This is a genomic window from Pantoea sp. Cr_R13, from assembly GCF_029222565.1.
In the GTDB taxonomy this organism is placed as follows: Bacteria; Pseudomonadota; Gammaproteobacteria; order Enterobacterales; family Enterobacteriaceae; genus Pantoea; species Pantoea eucalypti.
This window is the reverse complement of the sequence record NZ_JARHXL010000018.1, coordinates 538691-564536: the sequence shown is the minus strand read 5'-3', so window position 1 is coordinate 564536 and position 25846 is coordinate 538691. Positions and strand designations below refer to the sequence as shown.

The window sequence follows — 25846 nt, the reverse complement described above, 5'->3', positions numbered from 1 at the left end:
GGGCGGCGCGGAGAACAGAATCTGCCTGGCGGCTTTAGCGCGGTGGTCCCACCTGACCCCATGCCGAACTCAGAAGTGAAACGCCGTAGCGCCGATGGTAGTGTGGGGTCTCCCCATGCGAGAGTAGGGAACTGCCAGGCATTATATAAGTGAAGAAGCCCCGCACGGAAGTGCGGGGCTTTTTTACGTCTGCATTATTTGCGTCTGTGCTATATCCCTTTAACACTATGCCCCTTTAAGCTGAAACATTTTCATTTTCTGCATGAAACCTCGACATCTCACAACGATCAGGCTAATGTTGGGCATCCAGATGTCTAAACGTTTATATGGTTGCGAGAGGTGAGCAGGTTATGCCAATCAGGGTTCCCGACGAATTACCGGCAGTGAATTTTTTGCGTGACGAAAACGTCTTTGTCATGACGTCGTCGCGCGCCAGTGTTCAGGAGATCCGACCGCTTAAAGTGCTCATACTGAATCTGATGCCGAAAAAGATCGAAACAGAGAATCAGTTTCTGCGTCTGCTTTCCAACTCGCCCTTACAGATCGATATTCAGCTGCTGCGCATCGACAGCCGCGAGTCACGCAATACGCCCACTGAGCACCTCAACAACTTCTACTGCAATTTTGAAGATATCCAGCATGACAACTATGACGGCTTAATCGTGACAGGTGCGCCACTGGGGCTGGTCGATTTTAATGATGTTGCTTACTGGCCCCAGATTCAGCGCGTGCTGCACTGGGCAAATGAGCACGTCACCTCAACGCTGTTTGTCTGCTGGGCCGTGCAGGCGGCGCTTAATATTCTGTATGGCATTCCCAAGCAAACCCGGCATAACAAACTGTCCGGCGTCTATGAGCATCAGATATTGCATCCTCATGCCTTACTGACCCGGGGTTTTGATGATAATTTCCTCGCACCACACTCTCGTTATGCTGATTTTCCTACTCAACTGATCACGGATTACACCGATCTTGAGCTGTTTGCTGAATCGGAACAGACCGGTGCCTATCTGATGGCGAGTAAAGACAAACGCCTGGTATTTGTTACTGGCCATCCGGAGTATGACGCGCTGACGCTGTCTGGTGAGTATCATCGTGATTATGAAGCGGGTGTGAATCCGGAAGTCCCCTATAACTATTTCCCACAGGATAATCCGGCCCTGCCACCTCGCGCGACCTGGCGTAGCCACGGTAATCTGCTGTTCTCCAACTGGCTCAACTACTACGTTTATCAGATTACGCCATTCGATCTGCGTCGCATGAATCCGACGCTGGAATAGTCCCGCCCAACGATCAACTGAACCGTGTTAGCCGATGGCAACACGGTTTTTTTTCGCCTGAAAAACAGCAATGAAAGTCGTTCCTTTAATAAATAAAACTTTAAATCCATATAAAACATCAGGATAGATAGTTTAATTTATAAAAATGGAAATAGTTTTTGATTTAGATAAATAAATGCTTATGCTCTGATCCTGTAGCTCACAAAATAAACACCGTGTGGATCCGCTGCATTCGATCCTTTGAATACAGGAGAACGCCAGCATGACAGACTCAGTGATCAGCCCTGCGCTGAATTTCAGCCAGCCCTTTAGCCATGCCGAACAACAGCTGTTAATGCCCGAAGCGGTTTCTTTTCTGGAAGCGCTGGTCGCACGCTTTGCATCGCAACGCAACGAGCTGTTGTTGGCACGCCAGCAGCGTCAGCAACGCTATGACCTGGGCTATCTGCCAGACTTCGATATGGAAACCGCTTCCATAAGAGAGAGTGCGTGGCGTATTCAATCCATTCCGGCCGACTTAGAAGATCGTCGGGTTGAGATCACCGGCCCACCGGATCGAAAAATGGTCATTAATGCCCTGAACTCAAACGTAAAAGTCTTTATGGCCGACTTTGAGGATTCGCTGTCACCAGAGTGGTCAAAACTGATGGAAGGGCAGCTGACACTGCGCGAGGCGGTGCAGGGTACGCTGAGTTACACCAGCGACAAAGGCAAAATTTATCAGCTCGGCGCAAATCCAGCGGTGCTGATGTGCCGGGTTCGCGGTCTGCATCTGTCAGAGAAACATGTCAGCTGGCAGGGTGAGGCGATTCCGGGCGGGCTGTTTGATTTCGCGCTCTATTTCTTCCACAACGTCCGGCCTTTACTGGCCAAAGGCAGCGGACCTTACTTCTATCTGCCGAAAACAGAGAGCTGGCAGGAGATCGCCTGGTGGCGTGAGATCTTCAGTTTCAGCGAGGATCAGTTCGATCTGCCGCGCGGTACGATCAAGGCTACCGTCCTGATTGAAACGTTACCCGCTGTGTTTCAGATGGATGAGATCCTGTGGAATCTGCGCGATCACATTGTGGGCCTCAACTGCGGCCGCTGGGATTACATCTTCAGCTACATCAAAACCCTGAAACAGCATGCGGATCGCGTTCTGCCGGATCGCCAGTCAGTCACTATGTCGCAGCCGTTTCTGGATGCTTACTCACGTCTGCTGATTAAAACCTGTCACCGTCGGGGAGCCTTCGCGATGGGGGGAATGTCAGCCCTGATTCCTGCTAAAGACCCAACACGTAATGCCTGGGTACTGCAGCGCGTGACGGAAGATAAACAGCGTGAGGCGGGCAACGGGCATGACGGAACCTGGATTGCGCATCCGGGCCTGGCAGACACCGCTATGGCGGTCTTCAATGCCGTGCTGGGCGACCAACCCAACCAGTTGCATGTTATGCGGGAAGAGGATGCCCCGATCACGGCGGAGCAGTTACTTGCGCCCTGTCAGGGTGAGCGCACCGAAGCGGGGATGCGCGCCAACATCCGCGTCGCGCTGCAATACCTTGAAGCCTGGATCAGCGGTAACGGCTGTGTGCCGATTGACGGGCTGATGGAGGATGCCGCCACCGCTGAGATTGCACGGACCTCAATCTGGCAATGGATTCGTCATCAGCAAATCCTGAACAACGGCCAGCAGGTTACGGCCGAACTGTTTCTGCGCTGGCTGAACGAAGAGCTGCATCTGCTGCAAAACGCGCTGGGCGAAGCCCACTTCAGCGCTGGTCGCTATGACGACGCGGCACAGCTGATGGCGCAGATCACCACCGAACGCGAACTGGTTTCCTTTCTTACCCTGCCAGGCTACCGCCTGATCCCCTGAACAGAGGAGCTATTGCCATGACACGTACTCAACAGATCGATCAACTGGAACAACTCTGGCAGACCGCACGCTGGGAGGGCATTATCCGCCCTTACAGCGCAGCAGAGGTGGTTAATCTGCGCGGCTCCGTTCTGCCTGCCTGTACGCTGGCAGAGCGCGGTGCCGAAAAGTTATGGGCGCTGCTGAACGGCGAGGCGAAGAAAGGTTACATCAACAGCCTGGGTGCGCTCAGTGGCGGGCAGGCACTGCAACAGGCCAAAGCGGGCATTGAAGCGATCTATCTCTCTGGCTGGCAGGTGGCTGCGGATGCCAATGTGGCAGGACAGATGTATCCCGATCAGTCGCTCTACCCGGTGAACTCCGTACCGGAAGTGGTGACCCGCATTAACCAGACGTTTCAGCGTGCCGATCAGATTCAGTGGTCCAGCGGCATTGAAGAGGGCGACAGCCGGCATACTGATTTCTTCCTGCCGATTGTTGCCGATGCTGAAGCCGGTTTTGGCGGCGTGCTCAATGCCTATGAGCTGATGAAGGCGATGATTCAGGCGGGGGCGGCGGCTGTCCACTTCGAAGACCAGCTGGCGGCGGTTAAAAAATGCGGTCACATGGGTGGCAAAGTGCTGGTACCGACCCAGGAAGCGATTCAGAAACTGGTGGCGGCACGACTGGCGGCCGATGTGATGGGTGTGCCAACCGTGCTGCTGGCTCGCACCGACGCCGACGCCGCTGACCTGATTACCTCAGACTGCGATGAATACGATCGTCCCTTTATCCGGGGCGACAGGACGGCAGAAGGCTTCTTCCGCACTCATGCCGGTATTGAACAGGCGATCAGTCGCGGACTGGCCTATGCACCTTATGCAGACATCCTGTGGTGTGAAACCTCAACACCGGATCTTGCGATGGCGCAGCGTTTTGCTGACGCTATTCATGCGCGTTTCCCCGGCAAGCTACTGGCCTACAACTGCTCGCCCTCGTTTAACTGGAAAAAGAACCTCGATGACCGCACTATCGCGCAATTTCAGCAGGCGCTCAGCGACATGGGGTATCGCTTCCAGTTCATCACGCTGGCAGGCATCCACAGCATGTGGTTCAACATGTTCGATCTGGCCCATGCCTACGCGCAGGGTGAAGGGATGCGCCACTATGTGGAAAAGGTTCAGCAGCCTGAGTTCGCGGCCCGCTATCGCGGTTATAGCTTCTCGTCACATCAGCAGGAAGTGGGCACCGGCTATTTCGATCAGGTGACCAACATCATTCAGGGCGGTAAATCCTCGGTCACCGCGCTCACCGGCTCGACCGAAGAGCACCAGTTCTGACGCTTCTCCTCTGATGGGTTCCCCGCCCGCACCATGCGGGCGGGCATTGACCGGAGCTGACTATGCCGCCACGCGAATCGTTGATTGCCCACACTATCCTGCAGGGATTTGATGCTCAGTATGGCCGCTTTCTGGATATTACTGCCGGTGCGCAGCAGCGCTTTGAGCAGGCGGAATGGCAGGCAGTGCAGCATGCCATGAAGGCTCGCATTCATCTCTATGATCATCACGTCAGCCTGGTTGCCGATCAACTGCGCGTGCTGAACGGTGCGGCAAGCTGGGATGCGATGTTCTGGCTGAGGGTCAAGGATCACTATCAAAGCCTGCTGCCTGGCTATCCCCGGCACGAAATTGCCGAAAGCTTCTTTAATTCCGTCTATTGCCGGCTACACGGACATGCTGACCTGCAACCTGACCGGCTGTTTATCTTCAGCTCTCAGTCCCTGACCGTGCCGGTCACACCTCTGCGCCCCTTATCACGGCGTTACCAGCCGGAGCGGGGCTGGCGGGCATTGGTAGATCAGATACTGGAGGATTTACCGCTGACGCTACCGTGGCAGCACCGCGCGCGTGATGTGGGCTGGATTGTCCGCCACCTGGAGTCGCATTTTCCCCGGCTGAGCGAGGCATGGCTCGAGGTCAACAGTGAGCTCTTTTATCGCAACAAAACGGCCTGGCTGGTGGCGCGTCTGCATCTGCCAGCGGGTATCTTTCCCTGTCTGTTGCCGATCCAACGCACGGAAACCGGCGAACTGTGGATCGACACCTGTCTGACGGATGTGAATGACGCCAGCATTGTCTTTGGTTTTGCCCGCGCCTATTTCATGGTGTATGCCCCGGTACCTGCGGCACTGGTCGCCTGGCTGCAACCCATTCTTCCCGTTAAAACACTGGCCGAACGCTATATGGCGATTGGCTGCCAGAAGCACGGTAAAACGGAAAGCTATCGCGAATATCTTCAGGCGCTGGCAGAGAGTGAAACGGCCTTTGAGATCGCGCCTGGCGTGCGCGGCATGGTGATGCTGGTCTTCACGCTGCCGGGCTTTGACTGGGTATTCAAGGTCATCAGGGATCGCTTCGCACCGCAAAAAGAGGTGACGGAAGCACAGGTCCGCGCCTGTTATCAGCAGGTCAAAGAGCACGACCGCGTGGGGCGCATGGCCGATACCCAGGAGTTTGAACAGTTTGCACTGCCGCTGGCGCGCATCTCACCGGCGCTGCTGGCGGAACTCCACGCCTGTGTGGCAGAGAAGCTGTATATCGAAGGCGATCGCCTGATTATTCGTCATCTGTGGCTGGAGCGCCGTATGCAGCCGCTGAATCTCTATCTTGCCCAGGCCAGCCCAGCCGAGCGACGTCATGCCATTGAAGAGTATGGCAATGCCATTCGACAACTGGCGGCAGCCAATATCTTTCCCGGCGATATGCTGTTTAAAAACTTCGGCATAACCCGTCATGGGCGGGTGATATTTTACGATTACGATGAGATCCGCCCGATGCAGGAGCTGAACTTCCGGGAGGTGCCCGCGGCACGCTATGAGGAAGATGAACTCAGTGCCGAGCCGTGGTACAGCGTGGGGCCAGACGATGTCTTTCCCGAAACCTTCCGCTATGCGTTATGCAGCGAAACCGCGACCGGCGCTTTGCTGCTGGAACTGCATCCGGAAATATTCGACGCCAGCTGGTGGCGCGCACAGCAGCAGCGCATCGCGCAGGGCCACGTTGAAGAGGTGATCGCCTGGCGGCAGACGCAGCGTTTCAGCGTCTGCTATACGCCAGAGAGGGTTAGCGACCGCTGTACGCCAGCGTAACCTGACGCGCTTCGCGGATGACCAGCGCACCTAATTCCGTAATCCTGTCGTCTGTCATGCGGGCGATAGGGCCGGAGATGGAGAGGGCAGCAAACGCCTCGCCATGTTCATCATAGATGGGTGCAGCGACACAGCGCAGTCCGAGTGCATGCTCTTCATCATCCAGCGAAAAGCCCGCTTTACGCACCTGTGCCAGATTCTCTTTCAGACTCTGTGGCGACATCAGGGTTTTTGGCGTGTAGTAGTGCAATCCTTTCTGATGCAGCAGGGCAGTAATCTGTTCTTCACCCAGATGGGCCAGAAAGGCTTTGCCCGCGCCTGACGCATGCATTGGCAGCTTGCCGCCAATCGGTGCTGACATCCGCATCAGCTGGGTGCACTGCACCTGATCAATGATCACCGCCTGATAGTCACTGAGGTCCAGCACCGCCAGATTCACTGTTTCACCGGACTGCTCCATCAGGCTCCGCAACACCGGATGAACCAGCGCCAGCAGATTACGGCTTTGCAGGAAACTGCTGCCAACCACAAAGGCGTGTGCGCCAATCGTCCATAGCCCGAGATCGCCCACCTGGCGGACAAAGCCCTGTTGCTGCATGGTGCTGAGCAGGCGATGCGTAGTGGAGTTTGGCAAACCCGCCTGCTGCGCCAGCTCGGTCAGCGCCACGCTGCCATGTGAATCTGCAATCAGCTCCAGCAGCGTCAGGCCGCGCGTCAGCGATTGAACCTGACCGCCCGCGGGTGCGGCGACAGGGGTGCCGCGGGGTTTCTTACCGCGCTTAACAGGAACGGGCGTGGCCATTGTTGTCTCTCCTTTTGCATTGTGGAAATCATTTTCGTTTTAATCACGCGGTTTGCAAACGCTGGTTTTCTGGTCAGACCTGTGAGGCGGTGATCTGAAAATCTCTCAGGTGAGGTTACTTTGTCGCCAGACAGGGTTGTGCCAGAATGGAAAACAGGGTTTTCCGCCAGCAGACTGACGTGAATGGGGCAACAGTGAGCAATAAAATCGACGCGCTGCATCAGCAGCTCGCACAACGCATTATGGTGTTGGATGGCGGCATGGGCACCATGATCCAGAGTTACCGGCTGGAGGAAGAGGATTATCGCGGCAGCCGTTTTGCTGACTGGCCCTGCGATCTCAAAGGCAACAACGATCTGCTGGTGCTGAGTAAATCGGACGTGATCCGCGAGATCCACGACGCTTATCTGGCTGCAGGTGCAGATATCCTCGAAACCAATACCTTTAACGCCACGTCGATTGCGATGGCGGACTACCAGATGGAAAGTCTGTCGGCGGAGATCAATTATGAAGCGGCCCGGCTGGCGCGAGCCTGCGCAGATGCATGGACGGCGAAAACACCGGACCGCCCGCGTTATGTCGCGGGGGTGCTCGGCCCGACCAACCGCACCTGCTCGATCTCACCCGACGTCAACGATCCGGCTTACCGAAACGTCACCTTTAATCAGCTGGTAGAGGCATACCGCGAATCAACCCGTGCGCTGGTGGAGGGCGGTTCCGACATCATTATGATCGAAACGGTGTTCGATACGCTGAATGCCAAAGCCGCCATCTATGCAGTGCAGACCGAGATGGAAGCGCTGGGTGTCACGCTGCCGCTGATGATCTCCGGCACCATCACCGATGCGTCAGGCCGGACGCTCTCCGGCCAGACCACGGAAGCCTTTTACAACTCACTGCGCCATGCCGAACCGCTCTCTTTTGGCCTGAACTGCGCGCTGGGACCGGATGAACTGCGTCAGTATGTGGCGGAGCTGTCACGCATTGCTGAAGGCTACGTGACTGCCCATCCTAACGCCGGTCTGCCCAACGCGTTCGGCGAATACGATCTTGATGCAGAGTTGATGGCGCAGCAGATTGGTGAATGGGCGACCTCGGGTTTCCTGAATATTATTGGCGGCTGTTGTGGTACGACGCCGAAGCATATCGCTGCCATGGTCGCGGCGGTTGACGGTGTTGCGCCGCGTCCATTGCCGACGATTCCAGTGGCCTGTCGTCTCTCGGGTCTTGAGCCGCTGAACATCACCGCAGAGTCACTGTTTGTTAACGTTGGTGAGCGCACCAACGTCACTGGCTCCGCAAAATTTAAGCGGCTGATCAAAGAAGAGAAGTACAACGAAGCGCTTGAAGTGGCGCTGCAGCAGGTGCAGAGCGGCGCGCAGATCATCGACATCAACATGGATGAAGGGATGCTCGATGCTGAAGCAGCGATGGTGCGCTTCCTGAATCTGATTGCAGGCGAGCCCGATATTGCCCGCGTGCCGATCATGATCGACTCCTCCAAATGGGAGGTCATTGAGAAAGGGCTGCAGTGCATTCAGGGCAAAGGGATCGTGAACTCGATTTCGATGAAAGAGGGTGAAGCCGCCTTCATCCACCATGCGCGGCAGGTCCGGCGTTATGGGGCGGCGATGGTAGTCATGGCGTTTGACGAAGTGGGCCAGGCGGATACGCGCGCCCGTAAAATTGAGATCTGCCGCCGTGCTTACCAGATCCTCACCGAGCAGGTCGGTTTTCCACCGGAAGATATTATCTTCGATCCCAACATTTTTGCAGTCGCCACCGGCATCGACGAACACAACAACTACGCCATGGATTTCATCGGTGCCTGTGAAGATATCAAGCGTGAACTGCCCCATGCCATGATCTCCGGCGGCGTCTCCAACGTATCGTTTTCATTCCGGGGCAACGATCCGGTTCGTGAAGCAATACACGCGGTGTTCCTCTACTACGCCATCCGAAACGGCATGGATATGGGCATCGTTAACGCAGGTCAGCTGGCCATCTATGACGATCTGCCGACAGAACTGCGCGAGGCGGTAGAAGATGTGATCCTTAACCGCCGGGATGATGGCACCGAGCGGCTGCTGGCGCTGGCAGAGAAATACCGTGGCGGCAAAAGCGATGGTGCGCAGGAAAAGCAGCTCGCCGAGTGGCGAAGCTGGGACGTGGTGAAGCGACTGGAGTATTCCCTGGTTAAGGGGATCACGGAGTTTATTGAGCAGGATACCGAAGAGGCGCGCCAGCAGGTGCCGCGTCCGATAGAAGTGATTGAAGGTCCGCTGATGTCCGGCATGAACGTGGTCGGTGACCTGTTCGGCGAAGGCAAAATGTTCCTGCCGCAGGTGGTGAAATCGGCACGCGTAATGAAGCAGGCGGTGGCTTATCTGGAGCCCTTTATCGAAGCCAGCAAAGAGGCGGGGCGCAGCAACGGTAAAATCGTGCTGGCCACCGTTAAAGGCGATGTGCATGACATCGGCAAAAACATTGTCGGCGTGGTGCTGCAGTGTAATAACTACGAAATTGTCGACCTTGGCGTGATGGTGCCGGGCGAAAAAATCCTTAAAACGGCGCGCGAAGTGAATGCGGACATCATTGGCTTATCCGGTCTGATTACGCCGTCGCTGGATGAGATGGTCAATATGGCAAAAGAGATGGAGCGTCAGGGCTTTACCATACCGCTGCTGATTGGCGGCGCGACCACCTCGAAGGCACATACTGCCGTCAAAATTGAGCAGCACTACAGCGGCCCGACGGTCTACGTGCAGAACGCCTCACGCACCGTTGGCGTCGTTTCATCACTGCTCTCCGCCACCTTAAAAGACGATTTCGTTGCCCGAACGCGCAAAGAGTACGAAACCGTACGCATCCAGCATGCGCGCAAAAAGCCGCGCACGCCGCCGGTCTCGCTGCAGACGGCACGCGATAACGCCACGTCGATTGACTGGGAAAGCTACTCGCCGCCAGTGCCGCACCGTCTCGGTGTCAGCCAGGTGGAGGCCAGCATTGCTACGCTGCGCCACTACATCGACTGGACGCCATTCTTTATGACCTGGTCGCTGGCGGGCAAATATCCCCGCATTCTTGAAGATGAGGTGGTCGGTGAAGAGGCGCAGCGTCTGTTCGCCGATGCCAATGCGATGCTCGACAGATTAAGTGAGCAGGCACTGCTGAAACCGCGTGGTGTGGTCGGTATTTTCCCGGCGAACCGGGTCGGCGATGATATTCATCTCTACAGTGATGAGCGGCGCGATGAAGTGTTGTGTGTGAGTCATCACTTACGTCAACAGACCGAGAAAACCGACTTCGCTAACTACTGCCTGGCGGATTTTGTCGCGCCGAAAACCTCCGGAAAAGCGGATTATCTTGGCGCGTTCGCGGTGACAGGCGGACTGGAAGAGGATGCGCTGGCGGAGGCTTATGATCGTCAGCACGACGACTACAACAAGATCATGGTGAAAGCGCTGGCTGACCGTCTGGCAGAAGCCTTTGCCGAATACCTGCACGAGCGGGTGCGTAAGGTGATCTGGGGCTTTGCGCCCAACGAAAATCTCAGCAACGAAGAGCTGATTCGCGAAAATTATCAGGGGATACGTCCGGCGCCAGGCTATCCGGCCTGCCCGGAGCATACCGAAAAAGCCACTATCTGGCGTCTGCTGGCAGTGGAAGCGCAGACCGGCATGAAACTCACCGAGTCTTATGCGATGTGGCCGGGTGCGGCGGTGTCTGGCTGGTATTTCAGCCATCCTGACAGCCGCTATTTCGCCGTGGCGCAGATTCAGCGTGATCAGGTGGAAGATTATGCGGCACGCAAAGGGATGTCGGTTACGGAGGTGGAGCGCTGGCTGGCGCCGAATCTCGGCTACGATGCAGACTAAATAAAAAGCGGCCACAGGGCCGCTTCAGACTGCTGACAAATCCAGCTCCGGGTAAATCTGGCAGCAATGAAGAAACTCAACGCCCAGGGAACCCGGTTAGAGGAGGAAAGCGTCCCGCGCCAGGGATGGCCCGCGCTGAGCATGCCACGGATGGCGTTTTTGCGTCTTTACGCAGAGCGTTTGCTCCCTGAGCCTGCTTCTGTAAACAGCGTTGAGCGGCCCGAAGGCCGCCTCTGCTTAGTTAAAGCGAGCGTCGCGATCCGACGTCAGATCATACAGCTGGTACTTACGGCCCAGCATCTGACCACCATCACGCGTTAACGGCACCCAGTTCACCTGCGCGCGACCACGCGTTGGCGTCACGGTGAACAGATCCATCGGGATGGAGATATAGAAGCCTTTGGTGAAGTCGCCTTCGCCATACTCTTCAGACGACACATTGGTTTTGGTGGCATAAACACCGACCATCACGCCGCTGTCGAAGCGCTTCGACACATCAACCGTCACGCCTTTATCTTTCGCCAGATACTGACCGACGCTGGTTTTCACCAGTACATCCTGCATGAACCATGGACGCCAGTAGCCCGTCAGGTTGCCGGTTGCCGCTTTATAGCGGTTAAACTGCATCATATTGTCCCAGTCACGCTGACGGACGTAGTTGGCATCGACGCCCACCGCCCAGTTCGCATCGACCGGACGATAGAGCAGCTCGCCGCCCACGCCGCCGTACATTGTCTCAAGATACCCGCCGTAGACCTGACCATAAAAGCCATTACCGAGGTGGCCCATATAGTTCGCCTGCAGATCGTTGACGTAAACGTTGTTCTCAACGTAGTCGCGGATGTGCGTACGTACGCGCGGCAGTGAAGAGTCAGCCGGTGCGCCGTTATAGTTGAACTTGTCATAGTTGTTGGCGAGGTTACCAAACAGGCTGCCGCCTACCAGCAGGTGATCTGTCAGCCAGTAATCCGCGTTTGCCATGACGCCGACCTGATACATATAGAAGCTTTCCGGGCCGCCCACCGACTGATTCAGCACCGGAGAAAGGCTGTAGTTCAGGCGATCTTTACGGATAAACATACCCTGCTCAGTATTCCCCGGATCGACCGGCTCTTTACGGGTCTGTTGCAGCGGCTGCTCATGGCCCAGCGGATAGCCTTCCAGATCGTTACGCAGGCTGGCGACCTGGGTCTCAGTGGTGACCTGCGGCATGTTAAAGCGTGACTCAGTGACACTGATGGTGTCGATACCATCAGGCAGATGGTTCATTATGATGCGGTTAGCGCGATCGACGCCTTCACGGGTATCCCGATACTTCGTCTGTTCACCTGACACATAGAGCGTGTGGCCCTGAGTCTGAATCTGCGGACCGTCCAGGCCGGCGTTGTACTTGAGATCAGTCAGCTGCGTGCCCACTACCGTCGGTTCCAGCAGTTTCGGCTGCGGCTGCGGATTATAGGCCGGCTTCTCGCTGTCGATGTGCGCCTGACGCAGATCGTTGAAGTTGGTACGGATGGTGACACCAAACATAAAGGTATTGCCGCGTTCGTAGCTGGCGTTGATGTCGGCCCAGTCGGTCACACGATAGATTGCCCCGACGTTGAGCTTGCTGCGCTGATCAAGGCGGCCAGCAAAGTCATTCTGGTAGTCGTTGCCTTCATATTCCATCTTAAGGCGCAGCGGCTGCCAGGGCGTCTGATACTCCACGCCGCCAAACAGGGCAGTCGGACCATGGAACATCTGCGAGCCATTGATGGAACCCGCTTCGCCCACTTTCGGACGCTGACAATAGCTGTCGCTGTATGAGCAGAAGGGGTTCTTCAGCGTGCCGCTGTTGCCGAGGTAGCCCCAGCCGACGCCCAGCGTAAAGTCGAACGGTCCCCAGGCTTTGGTTCCCACCAGATATTCGCTGTCGAACAGGCCAGTACCGCCGAGATCGCGGGTTCCCACCGCCACCTCTGGCAGCCAGAAACCTTCCTGCCACAGGCGCAGTTTCAAATCGAAGGCTTTATCTTTGTAGCTCTGTGTGCCGCTGAATTCTGATACCGCACTGTACTGACGGGTCCGCACGTCGGTATAACGCACGGTGGTTTCCAGCCAGGGGAAGAGCTGCAGTGAGGCAGAGTAGTAACGATACTGATCGTTGTCGCGGGCGTTGAGGCTGAATTCACCCTCTCTGGACATGCGCGCCGTCGGCACCTGCATCAGGCCAACACCACCGAAATCGGATTGTGAAGGACCCACCGGCGCGGGGAAAGTGTCAGCCTGCGCCTGACAGGCTGCCGCCACAGAAACAGCCAACAGGCTGAAGAGATAACGTTTTTTCATCAGTCTGGTATCCGGTGAGTCAGTACGGAAAGGATGCGATCGTTCAGGTCTTCATCACTGCCTGGCAGGCTCCATGACGAAAAGCCCAGCCAGATAACGCTGCCTGGCTCCACTTCCGCATGGCGACGATTCCAGTAAGCAACCGGCACCTGCTGTGTGGCGCCTGAAGGGGCAATCACCGTGACAAAATTGCGTTCTGCCCCGGAGAGTGCGTCATGACCATCCAGATAGTCGCGTACTGATTTACCCGGCTGCCAGCTCACCTTGCCTGCGCCGCTGAGTGCGCCGAGCAGCAGCACAGAATCGGTGGGCGCCTGCAGATAGAGGTCATAGCTGCCTTCCAGCCGACGGTTGTCCGCCGGATGTAAGCGGATCCAGTCCGGGTCGAGCGACGTGAACTGACGACCAGTCACTTTGATGGCGCTCAGCTGGCGAATCACCTCATCAATGGCCACCGCCCGATCGCCGCTGCTGTCGGCACGCCAGGCCCGCAACGCGCCCATCGTCTGTTGATATTGCTGCCGGGCGACTGCGGTTGCACCGCGCTCGGCAATAAAGGTACCGCGCCAGTCCGTGTTGACCTGCAGTGGAGGCAGGGTCACCAGCTGTGAGAGATCTGTGATCTGGCTCAGCTCAGCCTGACCGCCATTGTGCGGTGTATGGACAGTAACCTGCGCAGCAGCCTGCGCCCCTGCGACGCTGAACAGGCTCAGCCCGGCCAGCAAAATAGTGATTTTTTTCATGATTTCGCCGGCTTCAGAATAGTGATATCAACAGGGAAGGCATCGGCCGCCAGCATCTGATGGGCCTGCACCACATCGCCGCTGCTGTTATCGATCCAGAAGGTGTTTTCCCACTCGCGGTTACTGCTGTCGATGCTCACCTGCTCATGCCAGACGCGGCATGGGATGCGGTTGCCTGCAACCGTCAGCACCTCGTCGGTGCCGCGCTGGAAGGTTGAACGCACGGTCGCGCCGCGAACCTTACCCTGCTCGGTCCACTGTACGATGCGGGTCCAGCCAGCGCCGTTGCTGATATGCAGACTGTCAGCGAGCGGATCCTGTTGCAGATTGCTGACGCTCAGCAGGTTATCGGGTAAGCCCAGGGTCTTAACCAGACGGCCATGCTGTGTTACCAGCATCGCCTGATCCTGAGTGACCCATTTCTGCTGTCCCTGCTCGCTGTAGCCCAGCACCACAAAAATGCGCGAACCGTCATTCAGACGAGCATAGAGACTGGCATAGGGGAGATTGTTGACCTGTTGATCGGTAACGGTGACGTCATCCGGACCGTTAACCGCGAGCAGCAAAGTCTGTTCAAGACCTTTTTGCGTTTGTGTACAGGCCTGCAGCAGCAGGCAAGCGAGCAGCAGAGGAAGTTGGCGCACTGTGTGTCCCTGATAAGTCATGCCAAAGTAAAAATAACCACACAGGCGTGTGGTTATGTTTAAAGGTGCTCTGCCCGTACCGTCTGGCTGCAAAGCGGCAGACAATGTGGCTCCGCTGAAATCCTCACCGTAGTGAGTTTCAGCCTCGCCGGTTTGTTACCGTTCGGTAATCAGACGCGTTTCGGGCATCCATCAACGAGTGGTGCTCGTCGTGGTTGTGGTTGTTGTACCGGTATTTGCACCGTCACCACCGCCAGAAGCGGCAATGCCGAGCCCGACCAACGCGCCAAGTGCGCCGATACCGACAGCGGTAGATGCACCAGCAGAGATTGCTCCCGCCTGCGCGCCTGCTGCAGTACCTGCTTCACCTGCTTCCTGCGGCGCAGCAAATGCGCTTGAGGAGGCGACAACGAGGATCAAGGCTGCACCGGCAACCATAGTTTTTTTCATAACAACGTTTCCTGCATTGAGTGAATGAAGGATCTCTGACCAGCGACAATGGCTATGCAGACAAGCTGCGACCAGTGCGACGGACAGTCCCATTGCGGGCGCGTTCATTATAGGGCAACAAAATATCAGAGTTCAGTGCTATAAAAACCAGGGGAAATGGCGGCATGATTGCGTGATTTAATCAGTAATATTGGGGATAACTGCTTTTTATATCGGAGTATTTCCGGTTGATACCCTATATTTCGCTGCAGCTAAGGGGAATGCAAAGCGTAATATTCTTTTTTATTTATAAATGGTACGGAATAAGAATAATCAGAATTTACTCAGAAGGTCTAAAATTAAATATGGCTATGAATCAATAGTTAACCTTGTAACGTCGCTATTATCAGATCCACTTTATACTGGATTAAGCGCTGTTCCGGCGAGTGATGTTCAGAATTATCTTAGGGTATTTTAAGACTTTTCCCGTGCTGGCGGGCATCTCTGTCCTGATGAATTATCCAATAAAACGTTAAAACAGACAAAAAAAGGGCGACAAGGTTGCCGCCCGATAAAATTAATGCCGATTAACGCCAGGATTTATAACGATTAATTAAGGCATTGGTGGAACTGTCGTGAGTGGTAATTTCATCCTCATTTTCCAGTTCCGGCAGAATACGGTTTGCCAGCTGCTTACCTAATTCCACACCCCACTGATCGAAAGTGTAGATATTCAGGATGGCGCCCTGAGTGAAGATTTTGTGCTCATACAGGGCAATCAGCGCACCCAGGCTGTATGGGGTGATCTCACGCAACAGGATGGAGTTAGTCGGGCGGTTCCCTTCAAACACTTTGAACGGCACGATATGGGCCACTGACTCTGCAGATTTACCGGCATCGGTAAACTCTTTCTCGACAACGTCGCGTGATTTACCAAACGCCAGCGCTTCGGTCTGGGCAAAGAAGTTAGAGAGCAGCTTCGGATGGTGATCTGTCAGCGCGTTATGGGTAATAGCCGGCGCAATAAAGTCACACGGAACCAGCTTGGTGCCCTGATGGATCAGCTGATAAAACGCGTGCTGACCGTTAGTGCCAGGTTCACCCCAGATGATTGGGCCAGTCTGGTAGTCCACCGGATGACCGGCGCGATCCACATACTTGCCGTTTGACTCCATATTTCCCTGCTGGAAATAGGCGGCAAAGCGGTGCATGTACTGGTCATAAGGCAGAATCGCTTCGGTTTCAGCACAAAAGAAATTGTTGTACCAGATGCCAATCAGCGCCAGCAGCACCGGCAGGTTCTGCTCAGCCGGGGTCGTTGCGAAGTGCTGGTCCATAGCATGTGCGCCGCTCAGCAGCTGCTCGAAGTTTTCGAAGCCAATCGAGAGAATGATCGACAGACCGATGGCTGACCACAGTGAATAGCGGCCGCCAACCCAGTCCCAGAATTCAAACATGTTGTTGGTGTCGATACCGAATTCACCCACTGCTTTGGCGTTGGTCGACAGCGCAGCAAAGTGTTTCGCTACGTGCTGCTGATCGCCAGCAGTTTTCAGGAACCAGTCGCGCGCACTGTGGGCGTTGGTCATGGTTTCCTGAGTCGTGAAGGTCTTAGAGGCAACCAGGAACAGGGTGGTTTCCGGGCTGAGGTCTTTCAGCGTTTCGGCGATATGGGTGCCGTCAACGTTGGAGACAAAATGCATGTTCAGATGGTTTTTATACGGGCGCAGCGCCTCTGTCACCATAAACGGGCCGAGGTCGGAGCCGCCGATGCCGATATTCACTACGTCAGTGATCGCTTTACCGGTATAGCCTTTCCATTCACCGCTGATGATGCGCTCTGAGAAGCCTTTCATCTTGTCCAGCACCGCGTTGACGTCTGGCATCACATCTTTGCCATCCACCAGAATCGGCGTGTTGCTCCGGTTGCGCAGTGCGACATGCAGCACTGCACGATCTTCAGTGCGGTTAATCTTCTCACCCGAGAACATAGACTTGATGGCACCGCTGAGATCGGTCTCTTTGGCCAGCGCCTGGAGCTTATCGAGCGTTTCCTGGGTGATGCGGTTTTTGGAGAAATCCACCAGCATCTGATCATCAAAGGTGGCAGAGAATTTGGCAAAACGATCGGCATCCTGGGCGAACAGATCGGCAATTTCTACCGATTTCATCTGCTCAAAATGCTGTTGCAGCGCTTTCCAGGCTGCGGTTTGTGTCGGATTGATATTTTTCATGGCAACACTCTTGTTGATATTAAGAACCGTCATTCCATCGGAGGCACATCATGCCCGTTTAGCGTTTCAGTATGACCACAGTTGTAACTGAAAGGAAAAATTTTGTCAGCGCGTACCGGACAGGCGATCGGCACGCTGTGGTTTATCGTCAGCATTCACTGGCGCGAACACCCCGCGGGGCACAGAGCCAGCGCGCAGCAAAGTGTGGCGCAAAAGTCTGCGCAAAACGTTGTGCCGTATCAGGGATTGCTGCAGGTGCTGAACCCATTAAGCACTGTAGCCGCTGCGGCGCGGGTTAATTTGTTTTCTGATGCGACTCTCCAGCCATCGCTGACATTGACAGCAGGTCCAGAAAAGGCTAAATCTATGCGCCTACTTGCGCACCTGTGCGCAAGCCAGAAGAGGCGCGTCGCCCAGGTAGTGTGTTGGAGGAACCGTATCCGGTGAAAACACATAATGGGGAGCGACGCCGAGGTGGGTCAGCACGCGGTGTGCTGCCTGTCGGCTACAGGGGCTGAATCCTCTGGGTTGTCACCAGAAACGTCTGCAGTCGACGTTTCGCAAGGTGGGGCGCTTCTGGGTGACTCGTCTATCTGATCTTGTCCGCCCGTTTCTGCTCTTTCCTTGTGCCTGGCTGAAAGAATGTTTCTCGACCCTTTCATCGGCGAGAACAAGATAACCTGACACGAGGTCCTACATGTCTCAAACTCTGATAGTGGCAAAATTTGGCGGCACCAGCGTAGCCGATTTTGAAGCGATGAACCGCAGCGCCGATGTGGTGTTGCAGGACGCCAGTACGCGTCTGGTTGTGCTCTCTGCTTCGGCGGGCATTACCAATCTGCTGGTGGCGCTGGCTGAAGGCCAGCAGGCTCCGCAGCGCGCTGTTCTGCTTGATGATATCCGCCGTATTCAGTATGCCATTGTCGATCGCCTGCAGCATCCGGAAGTGATCCGCGATGAAATCGATCGGATGATCGACAATATCAGCATGCTCTCTGAAGCGGCTTCACTGGCCACCTCTAACGCCCTGACTGATGAACTGGTCAGCCACGGCGAGCTGATGTCATCACTGCTGTTTGTGGAAATTCTGCGTGAACGTCAGGTTAACGCGGAGTGGTTCGATGTCCGTAAAGTGATGCGCACCGACGATCATTTTGGCCGGGCTGTACCGGATGTTGAGGTGCTGGCGGAGCAGGCGACGGCGCAGTTACAGCCGCGCATCGGGCAGGCATTGGTCATTACTCAGGGCTTCATTGGCAGTGAACGTGAGGGGCGCACCACCACCTTAGGGCGTGGCGGCAGTGATTACACCGCCGCGCTGCTGGGCGAAGCGCTGAATGCGGCGCGGGTGGATATCTGGACAGATGTGCCAGGCATCTACACCACCGATCCCCGCGTGGTGCCGACGGCGAAGCGCATTGATGAGATCACTTTCGAAGAAGCCGCCGAAATGGCGACGTTTGGCGCGAAAGTGCTGCATCCCGCGACACTGCTTCCTGCTGTGCGTCGGGGTATTCCGGTCTTCGTCGGTTCCAGCAAGGATCCGGCAGCGGGCGGAACCCGCGTCTGCAACGAAACCCGTAACCCGCCGTTGTTCCGGGCGCTGGCTTTACGCCGCAAGCAGACGCTGTTAACGCTGCATAGCCTTAACATGCTGCATACGTTTGGTTTCCTCGCCGAACTCTTCAATATTCTGGCACGTCACAACGTCTCGGTTGACCTGATCACCACCTCCGAAGTGAGCGTGGCGCTGACCCTCGACACCACCGGCTCGACCTCAACCAGCGCCAGTCTGCTGACCCAGGCCTTGCTGACTGAACTCTCGTCGCTGTGCCGGGTAGAGGTGGAAGAAGATCTGGCGCTGGTGGCGATTATCGGCAATCAGCTGTCAAAAGCGTGCGGTGTCGGCAAAGAGGTGTTTGGTGTACTCGATCCGTTCAACCTGCGGATGATTTGCTACGGTGCCAGCAGCTACAATCTCTGCTTCCTGGTGCCCGGCAACGATGCGGAAAGCGTGGTACGTACCCTGCATCGCAATCTGTTCGAGTAATCCTCTGGTTAATGCCGATTATCGGTGCCGTGAAAGGTGGTTCGATCTACCGCGGTTTAGAGGAAAAAGCAGCGCAATTTCGCCAATATTCTGCGGATCGGCAGCAGTCGATCCGCATTTTGCCGCCTCGCCCCATCTTCGCCTTACGCCATGATAATGAAATGTTATGATCCCGCCTTCGTCACGGCAGTCGTTCCTGTCTGGCGATTCTCTATGGCAAACCTGCATAAAACATAACATTCTTATAAGGAAGTCTGGCTATGCTCGCCACGTTAACCCGCCTGTTCCCGCTCTGGGCCGTGCTGTTGTCTGTCGCCGCGTATTACTCTCCTGGAACCTTTCTCGGCATCGGCCCCTGGGTCACCTATCTGCTGATGCTGATTATGTTCGGCATGGGTGTGACGCTGAATATCGACGATTTCAAACGGGTGCTGACCCGACCTGCGCCGGTGATTGCCGGAACCTTTCTGCACTATCTGGTGATGCCGTTAGCCGCCTGGGGACTGGCAAAACTGTTTCATATGCCGCCCGATCTGGCAGCCGGCATGATTCTGGTCGGCTCCGTTGCCAGTGGCACCGCCAGCAACGTGATGATCTATCTGGCGAAAGGGGATGTGGCGCTGTCGGTCACGATCTCGTCAGTTTCTGCGCTGGTGGGCGTGTTCGCCACGCCGTTGTTAACCCGCTTTTACGTTGATACCCACATTCAGGTTGATGTGGTGGGTATGCTGCTAAGTATTGTGAAGATTGTGGTGATCCCGATTAGCCTCGGGCTGATCATTCATCACAGCATGAACAGCGTGGTTCGCCGGGTGGAACCCTGGCTGCCTGCATTTTCCATGGTCTGCATTCTGCTGATCATCAGCGCGGTGGTGGCGGGCAGTCAGGGCTTTATTGGATCGGTGGGTCTGATGGTGATCGCGGCGGTAATTCTGCATAACGCGATTGGCCTGCTTGGTGGCTACTGGGGTGGCAAGCTGTTTGGTTTCGATGAGTCGACCTGCCGTACGCTGGCGCTGGAAGTTGGCATGCAGAACTCCGGGCTGGCGGCCACGCTGGGCAAACTCTACTTCTCACCGCTGGCGGCATTGCCGGGTGCGCTGTTCTCGGTATGGCACAACCTGTCAGGTTCACTGCTGGCGGGTTACTGGTCCGGTAAGCCGATTAAGAAGAAGTAACTGTGGCGGCGCATGATGATGATGCGCCGCTTCTCATTATCGTTGCGCCGGGTGTTTTCAGCCTGGCGCAACGGTCTGTCCACACGCCTTATTCGTAATCCCGCTCATCGTCGGGCTGTTCCAGCACGGTATAGGCCACGCTGCAGAACAGCGAATTCAGGCGCTTCATGTCGCCGAGTAAACCGAGGTGCAGTGAGCTGGTCTCAATGCTCTGCACATTCTGCTGGTGCAGGCGATCAACATGGGCGTGCGAGTAGCGGCGAATCATCAGGCGGAAGCGATGTTTCGCGCGGCGCAGCCGTTTGGCGCTGGTGACATCGTGCGACAGAAACACCGACAGGCTCATTCTGAGGTTGGCAATCAACAGCTCATGCAGCTCCTGCAGCTCTTTTAATCCCTCGGCAGAAAACGCGCGGCCCGCTGCCAGCGACTTGTCAGCCACATCGCCGCTCATCCGTTCAATAATGTCACCGGCCTGCTCCAGATTCAGCGACATCTCAATAATTTCGCCCCAGCGGCGCGAATCCTCTTCGGGCAGATCCTCTTTTGGCATCCGCGCCAGATAGAGCTTGATGGCGGTATAGAGCACATCGACATCATCATCCAGCCGACGCACCGTGCGCTCCTCGCGGGATTCGCCATGCACGACTTTATTAAACGCCTCCAGCATCTGTTCCACCACATCACCGATGCGCAGCGCTTCGCGTGCAGCATTCACCAGCGCCAGCGCCGGGGTATCCAGCGCGCTGCGATCAAGATGCTTAGGCTTGAGGTGCAGTGCGTTATCGACGTCGTCGGCAATCATACGACGGCAAAGGCGCGCCATCAGGTCAGCAAACGGCACCATCGCCACGCAGCGAATCAGGTTGTAAAACACATGGAAGAAAATCACTAACTCTTCATCGTTGACCGGCAGCTTATCAAGCCAGGTTGCCACAATATCGACAAACGGCAGGATCACGATGCAGCCAACGAACTTAAATAGCAGGCTGCCGAGCGCCACGCGTTTACCGGCGGCATTCGAGCCGCTGGCGTTGATCATCGCCAGCAGGCCACTCCCAAGGTTGGCACCAATCACCAGACAGAGCGCGACCTTGAAGGAAATGACCCCGGTGGCGGTCAGCGTTGCGGTGATCAGCACGGCGGCCAGACTGGAGTAACTGATAATGGCGAACACCGCACCCAGCAGCGCATCAAGCATCACGTCGCCGGTCAGGCTGGAGAAGAGGACCTGGACACCGGCGGCCTGGGTAATCGGACGAGCCGCTTCAACAATCAGCTGCAATGCCAGCAAAATCAGGCCCAGACCAATGCTGGCCCGGCCTAACTGACCGGCGCGGGTCTGCTTGCGGCTGAGGAAAAAGACCACGCCAAAAAAGATAAACAGCGGTGAAAGCCAGGAGAGATCAAAGGTCAGGATACGCGCCATGATGGCGGTACCGACATCCGCACCCAGAATCACTACCAGCGCGGGTGTCAGGCTGACCAGATTCTGCGCCACAAACGAGGTGACCAGCAAGGTCGTGGCGTTGCTGCTCTGCACCAGGGTGGTCACACCGATGCCCGCCAGAAACGCCATCGGTTTTTTTTCTATGCTGCGGCTCAGGACGCGGCGCAGGTCGGCACCATAGACCCGCATGATGCCGGTTCGCACAATATGCGTGCCCCAGACCAGCAGGGCCACTGCAGAGAGTAGATTAAGCAGGGTTAACACGTGGTGTCGCTCCTTGTGTCAGGCTGCAAGCAGCACAGACTGCCAGCCTGACAGAGAGAGCAATCTGTGAAAGGGGATTGCCGTACTATGCGTGATTTTTTCCTGTGTTTTAAGCAACCTGGCGCAAAGTCGACATCTCTAATTGTAGACCAATCTTCCTGCCTGCGGGGTGCAAATCCGCCGCCGAGCGGTTTAGCACATCCACTGAAAGTTCGACGTCATGCGCGCGGATCCGATAGCGGATCACGTTACCCAGCAGACTGTGGCTGAGAATTTCCGCAGGAATGCCCTGGCCTGGCGCGGTGAACAGCATCGATTCCGGACGAATGGCCACCTGGCTATTAAAAGGCTGACCAGTCAGTCGCGTTGCCTGTTCAGCACTCAACAGGTTGTAGTTGCCAATAAATCCGGCGGCGAACAGATCGACCGGCTGGGTGTAGAGTGCTTCGGCGTCGCCGTTCTGCACGATTTTACCCCGGTTCATCAGCACGATGCGATCGGAGAGCGTCAGCGCCTCCTCCTGGTCGTGGGTCACGAACAGGGTGGTGAGATTCAGCTCACGCTGGATGCGCCGGATCTGATCGCGCAGATGACGACGGATACGCGCATCCAGTGCCGACAGCGGCTCATCCAGCAGCAGCAGTCGCGGACGCGTCACCAGTGAACGCGCCAGCGCCACGCGCTGACACTGCCCGCCCGACAGCTGGTGCGGATAACGGCGCGCATAGTCGCTGAGTTCAACCAGCTCCAGCACCTCCAGCACCCGCTGGCGGATTTGTGCTTCGGGTAGTTTCTGCATCTTCAGGCCAAACGCGACGTTCTTCTCAACCGTCATGTTGGGAAACAGCGCATAACTCTGGAACACCATGCCGATGGCGCGCTTTTGCGGAGCCAGCGGCACGATATCTTTGCCTTCCAGCCGGATTTCACCGCTGTCGACGCTGGTTAATCCCGCCAGACAGCGCAGCAGCGTTGATTTACCGCAGCCGCTGGGGCCAAGCAGGGTGACAAATTCCCCTTCAGCGGCGCTGAAATCGATCTGCTCGAAAATGGGCGTCGGTCCATAGGACTTGTTCAGCTCTCTGACCTCAAGGTAACTCATATTCAGCCTCGTTCGGGATTCAGGGCGTTGGCCAGCCAGGTGACCAGCAGCACCACAAAGAAGTAGGAGATCACCAGCGCGCTGGTGAAGTGACCGCTGCCGTTTCGCATGTTGAAGAGGTAAACCTGCAGGGTTTCATAGCGGTTGCCGACCAGCAGGTTAGCGAAGACAAACTCACCAATCAGAAAGGAGAAAGAGAGCAGTACGGCAATCAGCATCCCTTTGCGCAGGTTGGGGAGCACCACCCAGATCGCTGCCTGCCAGGTACTGGCCCCCAGCAGCTGTGCAGCATCAATCAGCTCTTTGAGATTGATCGCCTGCATATTGTTCGCCAGTGCCCGGTAGATAAAGGGGAGTGCGATAGTGAAATAACAGCCAATCAGGATCCACGGCGTACCGGTCAGCATCAGTGGTGACGACGAGTAGAGCTGGAGTAATCCCACAGATGACACCACTGGCGGCACGGCGAACGGCATCAGGATCAGGATGTTCATTACTGAATCCAGCCGGGGAAAGTAGTAAGCAATTACAAACATGGCAGGCAGCACCAGCGCTAGCGAGAACAGCAGTGCACCAAAGCAAATCAGCAGCGAATGGCCCAGCGCCGTCAGAAATCGCGAGTCGCTCCAGAGCTGGATGAACCACTTCAGGCTGTAGCCCTGCGGCAGAATGGTATTGCTCCAGTCGGAGGAGATTGCATAAAGCAGCGTGGCCAGCAACGGCAGCGCCAGCAGGGTAAAGAGTAACCCGACCATGATTCGATGATAGAGGTGCTCAGCACGTGACATGACGGCTCCTTTCATGGCTGTTTCGCATTGAGATAGCTGCGGCGCACCAGATACTGCTGTACCAGGGTAATCAGCGCCATGATAGCCACCAGCAACATTGCCAGCGCGCTGCCGGTGTTGGGATCCAGCGAGATATCACCGGAAACCAATGCAGCGATGCGCACCGGAACCACGTTGAAATTACCGGTGGTCAGGGCGTAAATCGTGGCGTAAGCGCCCAGGGCATTCGCCAGCAGGATCACAAAGGTTCCAAGCAGCGCCGGGAACAGAATTGGCAGGCCGATGTGCCACCAGTAGCGCCAGCGGCTGGCGCCCAGCAGTGCAGCCGACTCCTGCCACTCTTTTTTCAGCCCGTCGAAAGCCGGATAGAGCAGCAGCACGCCCAGCGGAATCTGAAACCAGGTGTAGACCAGAACCATGCCGTTGCGCGAGAAGAGTCTGAAGCTCTCAATCACACCATAATGGCGCAGCAGCAGCGTCAGGCAGCCGTTCAGCCCCAGCAGAATCACAAAGGCAAACGCCAGCGGGACACCGGCAAAGTTACTTGTCATGTTGGTAAAGGAGATAAGAAAGCGCTGCAGTCGTCCGCCGCCGAGTTGGTGCAGCGAATAGCCGGTGACCAGCGCAATCAGTAATCCCCAGACGCTGGACCAGAGCGAGATATCCAGCGAAAAGCGAAATGCCTGCTGGTAGAAGGGTGAGGTGAGGATGTCGTGATAGTTATCCCAGCCCCACTGGCTGTTCATGTCACTCCAGAAGCTGTTGATGGCGATCCACAACAGCGGTGCCAGCTGGAAGGCGATCCAGAACAGGGTGAAAGGTAACAGCAGCAGCAGTGCGATGCCTTTTCCCTTCATCTTTGTGACTCCGCCAGCAGGCCGCGACAGACCGGCTTGTCATGCGCCACCTCAAGCAGTTCACACAGCGTGCCACACAGGTCGGTCTGCTGCGGCGCAAGGTCAGGCTGCAGCGAGAAAGCCCGGCCAAAGACAAACAGCGGCACCGTGGTCTCCTCCGGCAGAATCCCGCCGTGGGAGCGATCGTCATTCATGCCGTGATCGGCGGTCACCATCACCTGATAGCCCTCGGCCAGCCACAGCGGCATCCACTGCGACAGCAGGCCGTCGGCGATACGTGCCCGGTTGCGGTACTGCGGCGAGGAGAGCCCCGACTTATGACCGGCATCGTCGATATTCATCGGATGGATCAGCAGAAAATCGGGATCGTGACGCAGCCGCAGGCTCTCCGCATCTTCAAACAGATGCGAGTCAGGATAGCTATCGTCAGAGTAGAAGTGGCCGAACTGAATGGGTAGGTCCGGCGCATCGGTGTGACGATCGCGCGCCGGAACGAACGGAGTGCGGTTGTAAAGCTCACTCACCCAGTGGTAGGCCGCCGCCGCCGTGGTCAGGCCCGCCGCACGCGCAAAATGAAACACGCTGCGCTCGCGGCTTAACCGGCTGACGCCATTATGAATAATGCCGCTTCTGACCGGCGGAACCCCGGTCAGAATGCACTCATAAAGCGGGCGCGACAGCGACGGCAATTCACAGGTCATACGGTAATAGAACCCGTTACCCTGTGAACATTCGGCATGCAGGTAACCCATTGCATGTTGTGCGACCTGATTGCTCAGGCCGTCCAGCACTATCAGGATGGTCTTCATTCCGTTCTCCCTGCCGCGA

The 25846-nt window shown here is 56.3% G+C and carries 18 protein-coding genes, 1 rRNA gene and 1 riboswitch; of the genes, 8 read left to right on the top strand and 11 right to left on the bottom strand.

Going from position 1 to position 25846, the window contains the following annotated elements; all coding sequences use genetic code 11:
* Positions 1–24 precede the first annotated feature (24 nt).
* From rrf to aceK, 5 genes are all read left to right on the top strand, one after another.
* Positions 25–140: ribosomal RNA gene (gene rrf, locus P2R09_RS19525) — 5S ribosomal RNA — on the top strand.
* Between the two features lie 210 nt (positions 141–350).
* Complete coding sequence (gene metA / locus P2R09_RS19520; RefSeq protein ID WP_090963629.1) at positions 351–1280, top strand: homoserine O-succinyltransferase; 930 nt, start codon at positions 351–353, stop codon at positions 1278–1280.
* A gap of 262 nt (positions 1281–1542) precedes the next feature.
* Positions 1543–3141: a malate synthase A gene (aceB, locus tag P2R09_RS19515; protein WP_275772087.1), complete on the top strand. Its 1599-nt coding sequence runs from the start codon at positions 1543–1545 to the stop codon at positions 3139–3141.
* 17 nt (positions 3142–3158) lie between these two features.
* Positions 3159–4460: an isocitrate lyase gene (gene aceA / locus P2R09_RS19510; RefSeq protein WP_008926591.1), complete on the top strand. Its 1302-nt coding sequence runs from the start codon at positions 3159–3161 to the stop codon at positions 4458–4460.
* 62 nt (positions 4461–4522) lie between these two features.
* Positions 4523–6271, top strand: coding sequence for a bifunctional isocitrate dehydrogenase kinase/phosphatase (gene aceK, locus P2R09_RS19505; protein WP_008926592.1), 1749 nt, complete (start codon positions 4523–4525; stop codon positions 6269–6271).
* Here the strand turns inward: aceK and iclR are convergent.
* Positions 6246–7073 (bottom strand): glyoxylate bypass operon transcriptional repressor IclR, encoded by an 828-nt coding sequence (gene iclR, locus P2R09_RS19500; protein WP_003852768.1) that lies wholly within the window; start codon positions 7071–7073, stop codon positions 6246–6248. The genes aceK and iclR overlap by 26 nt on opposite strands.
* A gap of 194 nt (positions 7074–7267) precedes the next feature.
* Here iclR and metH point away from each other — a divergent pair, with 194 nt between their 5' ends.
* A complete protein-coding gene (gene metH, locus P2R09_RS19495; RefSeq protein ID WP_033743441.1) occupies positions 7268–10951 on the top strand; it encodes a methionine synthase in 3684 nt (1227 codons plus the stop codon).
* A gap of 237 nt (positions 10952–11188) precedes the next feature.
* Here metH and P2R09_RS19490 read toward each other — a convergent pair whose 3' ends face one another.
* The 5 genes from P2R09_RS19490 to pgi all read right to left on the bottom strand — a co-directional run bounded on the left by P2R09_RS19490 (position 11189) and on the right by pgi (position 17329).
* The gene (locus P2R09_RS19490; protein ID WP_008926595.1) at positions 11189–13279 is read right to left on the bottom strand and encodes a YjbH domain-containing protein; all 2091 of its coding nucleotides are present in this window, start codon (positions 13277–13279) and stop codon (positions 11189–11191) included.
* A complete protein-coding gene (locus P2R09_RS19485; protein ID WP_275772082.1) occupies positions 13279–14022 on the bottom strand; it encodes a capsule biosynthesis GfcC family protein in 744 nt (247 codons plus the stop codon). The genes P2R09_RS19490 and P2R09_RS19485 overlap by 1 nt, the downstream gene beginning before the upstream one ends.
* Complete coding sequence (locus P2R09_RS19480) at positions 14019–14666, bottom strand: YjbF family lipoprotein (RefSeq protein ID WP_275772080.1); 648 nt, start codon at positions 14664–14666, stop codon at positions 14019–14021. The genes P2R09_RS19485 and P2R09_RS19480 overlap by 4 nt, the downstream gene beginning before the upstream one ends.
* Before the next feature lie 192 nt (positions 14667–14858).
* Positions 14859–15116: an exopolysaccharide production protein YjbE gene (gene yjbE, locus P2R09_RS19475; RefSeq protein WP_275772078.1), complete on the bottom strand. Its 258-nt coding sequence runs from the start codon at positions 15114–15116 to the stop codon at positions 14859–14861.
* Positions 15117–15682: 566 nt separating this feature from the next.
* A complete protein-coding gene (gene pgi / locus P2R09_RS19470) occupies positions 15683–17329 on the bottom strand; it encodes a glucose-6-phosphate isomerase (RefSeq protein WP_275772076.1) in 1647 nt (548 codons plus the stop codon).
* Between the two features lie 391 nt (positions 17330–17720).
* A riboswitch (Lysine riboswitch) is annotated at positions 17721–17913 on the top strand.
* A 113-nt stretch (positions 17914–18026) separates the two neighbouring features.
* On the opposite strand from pgi, the gene lysC reads away from it, so the two are divergent.
* Both lysC and panS read left to right on the top strand, forming a co-directional pair.
* Positions 18027–19379, top strand: a complete 1353-nt coding sequence (gene lysC, locus P2R09_RS19465) for a lysine-sensitive aspartokinase 3 (protein WP_003855819.1) — start codon at positions 18027–18029, stop codon at positions 19377–19379.
* A 260-nt stretch (positions 19380–19639) separates the two neighbouring features.
* On the top strand, positions 19640–20557 hold the full coding sequence (panS, locus tag P2R09_RS19460) for a ketopantoate/pantoate/pantothenate transporter PanS (protein WP_003855809.1): 918 nt from the start codon (positions 19640–19642) through the stop codon (positions 20555–20557).
* Between the two features lie 88 nt (positions 20558–20645).
* On the opposite strand, the gene P2R09_RS19455 is transcribed toward panS, so the two are convergent.
* The 5 genes from P2R09_RS19455 to P2R09_RS19435 form a co-directional block, all read right to left on the bottom strand.
* Entirely contained in the window at positions 20646–22271 is a 1626-nt protein-coding gene (locus P2R09_RS19455; RefSeq protein ID WP_275772074.1) for a Na/Pi cotransporter family protein, read from the bottom strand.
* A gap of 109 nt (positions 22272–22380) precedes the next feature.
* The gene (locus P2R09_RS19450; RefSeq protein ID WP_275772072.1) at positions 22381–23373 is read right to left on the bottom strand and encodes an ABC transporter ATP-binding protein; all 993 of its coding nucleotides are present in this window, start codon (positions 23371–23373) and stop codon (positions 22381–22383) included.
* Between the two features lie 2 nt (positions 23374–23375).
* Positions 23376–24161, bottom strand: a complete 786-nt coding sequence (locus tag P2R09_RS19445) for an ABC transporter permease (protein WP_275772070.1) — start codon at positions 24159–24161, stop codon at positions 23376–23378.
* Between the two features lie 11 nt (positions 24162–24172).
* On the bottom strand, positions 24173–25018 hold the full coding sequence (locus P2R09_RS19440) for an ABC transporter permease subunit (RefSeq protein ID WP_275772068.1): 846 nt from the start codon (positions 25016–25018) through the stop codon (positions 24173–24175).
* Positions 25015–25827 (bottom strand): alkaline phosphatase family protein, encoded by an 813-nt coding sequence (locus tag P2R09_RS19435; protein WP_275772067.1) that lies wholly within the window; start codon positions 25825–25827, stop codon positions 25015–25017. The genes P2R09_RS19440 and P2R09_RS19435 overlap by 4 nt, the downstream gene beginning before the upstream one ends.
* Positions 25828–25846 lie beyond the last annotated feature (19 nt).

Excerpts from the sequence above, each read along its gene's own strand:
- aceB (WP_275772087.1), top strand. The coding sequence starts at position 1,543 with ATGACAGACTCAGTGATCAGCCCTGCGCTGAATTTCAGCCAGCCCTTT.
- P2R09_RS19485 (WP_275772082.1), bottom strand. The coding sequence starts at position 14,022 with ATGAAAAAAATCACTATTTTGCTGGCCGGGCTGAGCCTGTTCAGCGTC.
- P2R09_RS19440 (WP_275772068.1), bottom strand. The coding sequence starts at position 25,018 with ATGAAGGGAAAAGGCATCGCACTGCTGCTGCTGTTACCTTTCACCCTG.
- pgi (WP_275772076.1), bottom strand. The coding sequence starts at position 17,329 with ATGAAAAATATCAATCCGACACAAACCGCAGCCTGGAAAGCGCTGCAA.
- iclR (WP_003852768.1), bottom strand. The coding sequence starts at position 7,073 with ATGGCCACGCCCGTTCCTGTTAAGCGCGGTAAGAAACCCCGCGGCACC.
- P2R09_RS19445 (WP_275772070.1), bottom strand. The coding sequence starts at position 24,161 with ATGTCACGTGCTGAGCACCTCTATCATCGAATCATGGTCGGGTTACTC.
- aceK (WP_008926592.1), top strand. The coding sequence starts at position 4,523 with ATGCCGCCACGCGAATCGTTGATTGCCCACACTATCCTGCAGGGATTT.
- P2R09_RS19490 (WP_008926595.1), bottom strand. The coding sequence starts at position 13,279 with ATGAAAAAACGTTATCTCTTCAGCCTGTTGGCTGTTTCTGTGGCGGCA.
- lysC (WP_003855819.1), top strand. The coding sequence starts at position 18,027 with ATGTCTCAAACTCTGATAGTGGCAAAATTTGGCGGCACCAGCGTAGCC.
- P2R09_RS19435 (WP_275772067.1), bottom strand. The coding sequence starts at position 25,827 with ATGAAGACCATCCTGATAGTGCTGGACGGCCTGAGCAATCAGGTCGCA.
- panS (WP_003855809.1), top strand. The coding sequence starts at position 19,640 with ATGCTCGCCACGTTAACCCGCCTGTTCCCGCTCTGGGCCGTGCTGTTG.
- yjbE (WP_275772078.1), bottom strand. The coding sequence starts at position 15,116 with ATGAAAAAAACTATGGTTGCCGGTGCAGCCTTGATCCTCGTTGTCGCC.
- P2R09_RS19450 (WP_275772072.1), bottom strand. The coding sequence starts at position 23,373 with ATGAGTTACCTTGAGGTCAGAGAGCTGAACAAGTCCTATGGACCGACG.
- aceA (WP_008926591.1), top strand. The coding sequence starts at position 3,159 with ATGACACGTACTCAACAGATCGATCAACTGGAACAACTCTGGCAGACC.
- metA (WP_090963629.1), top strand. The coding sequence starts at position 351 with ATGCCAATCAGGGTTCCCGACGAATTACCGGCAGTGAATTTTTTGCGT.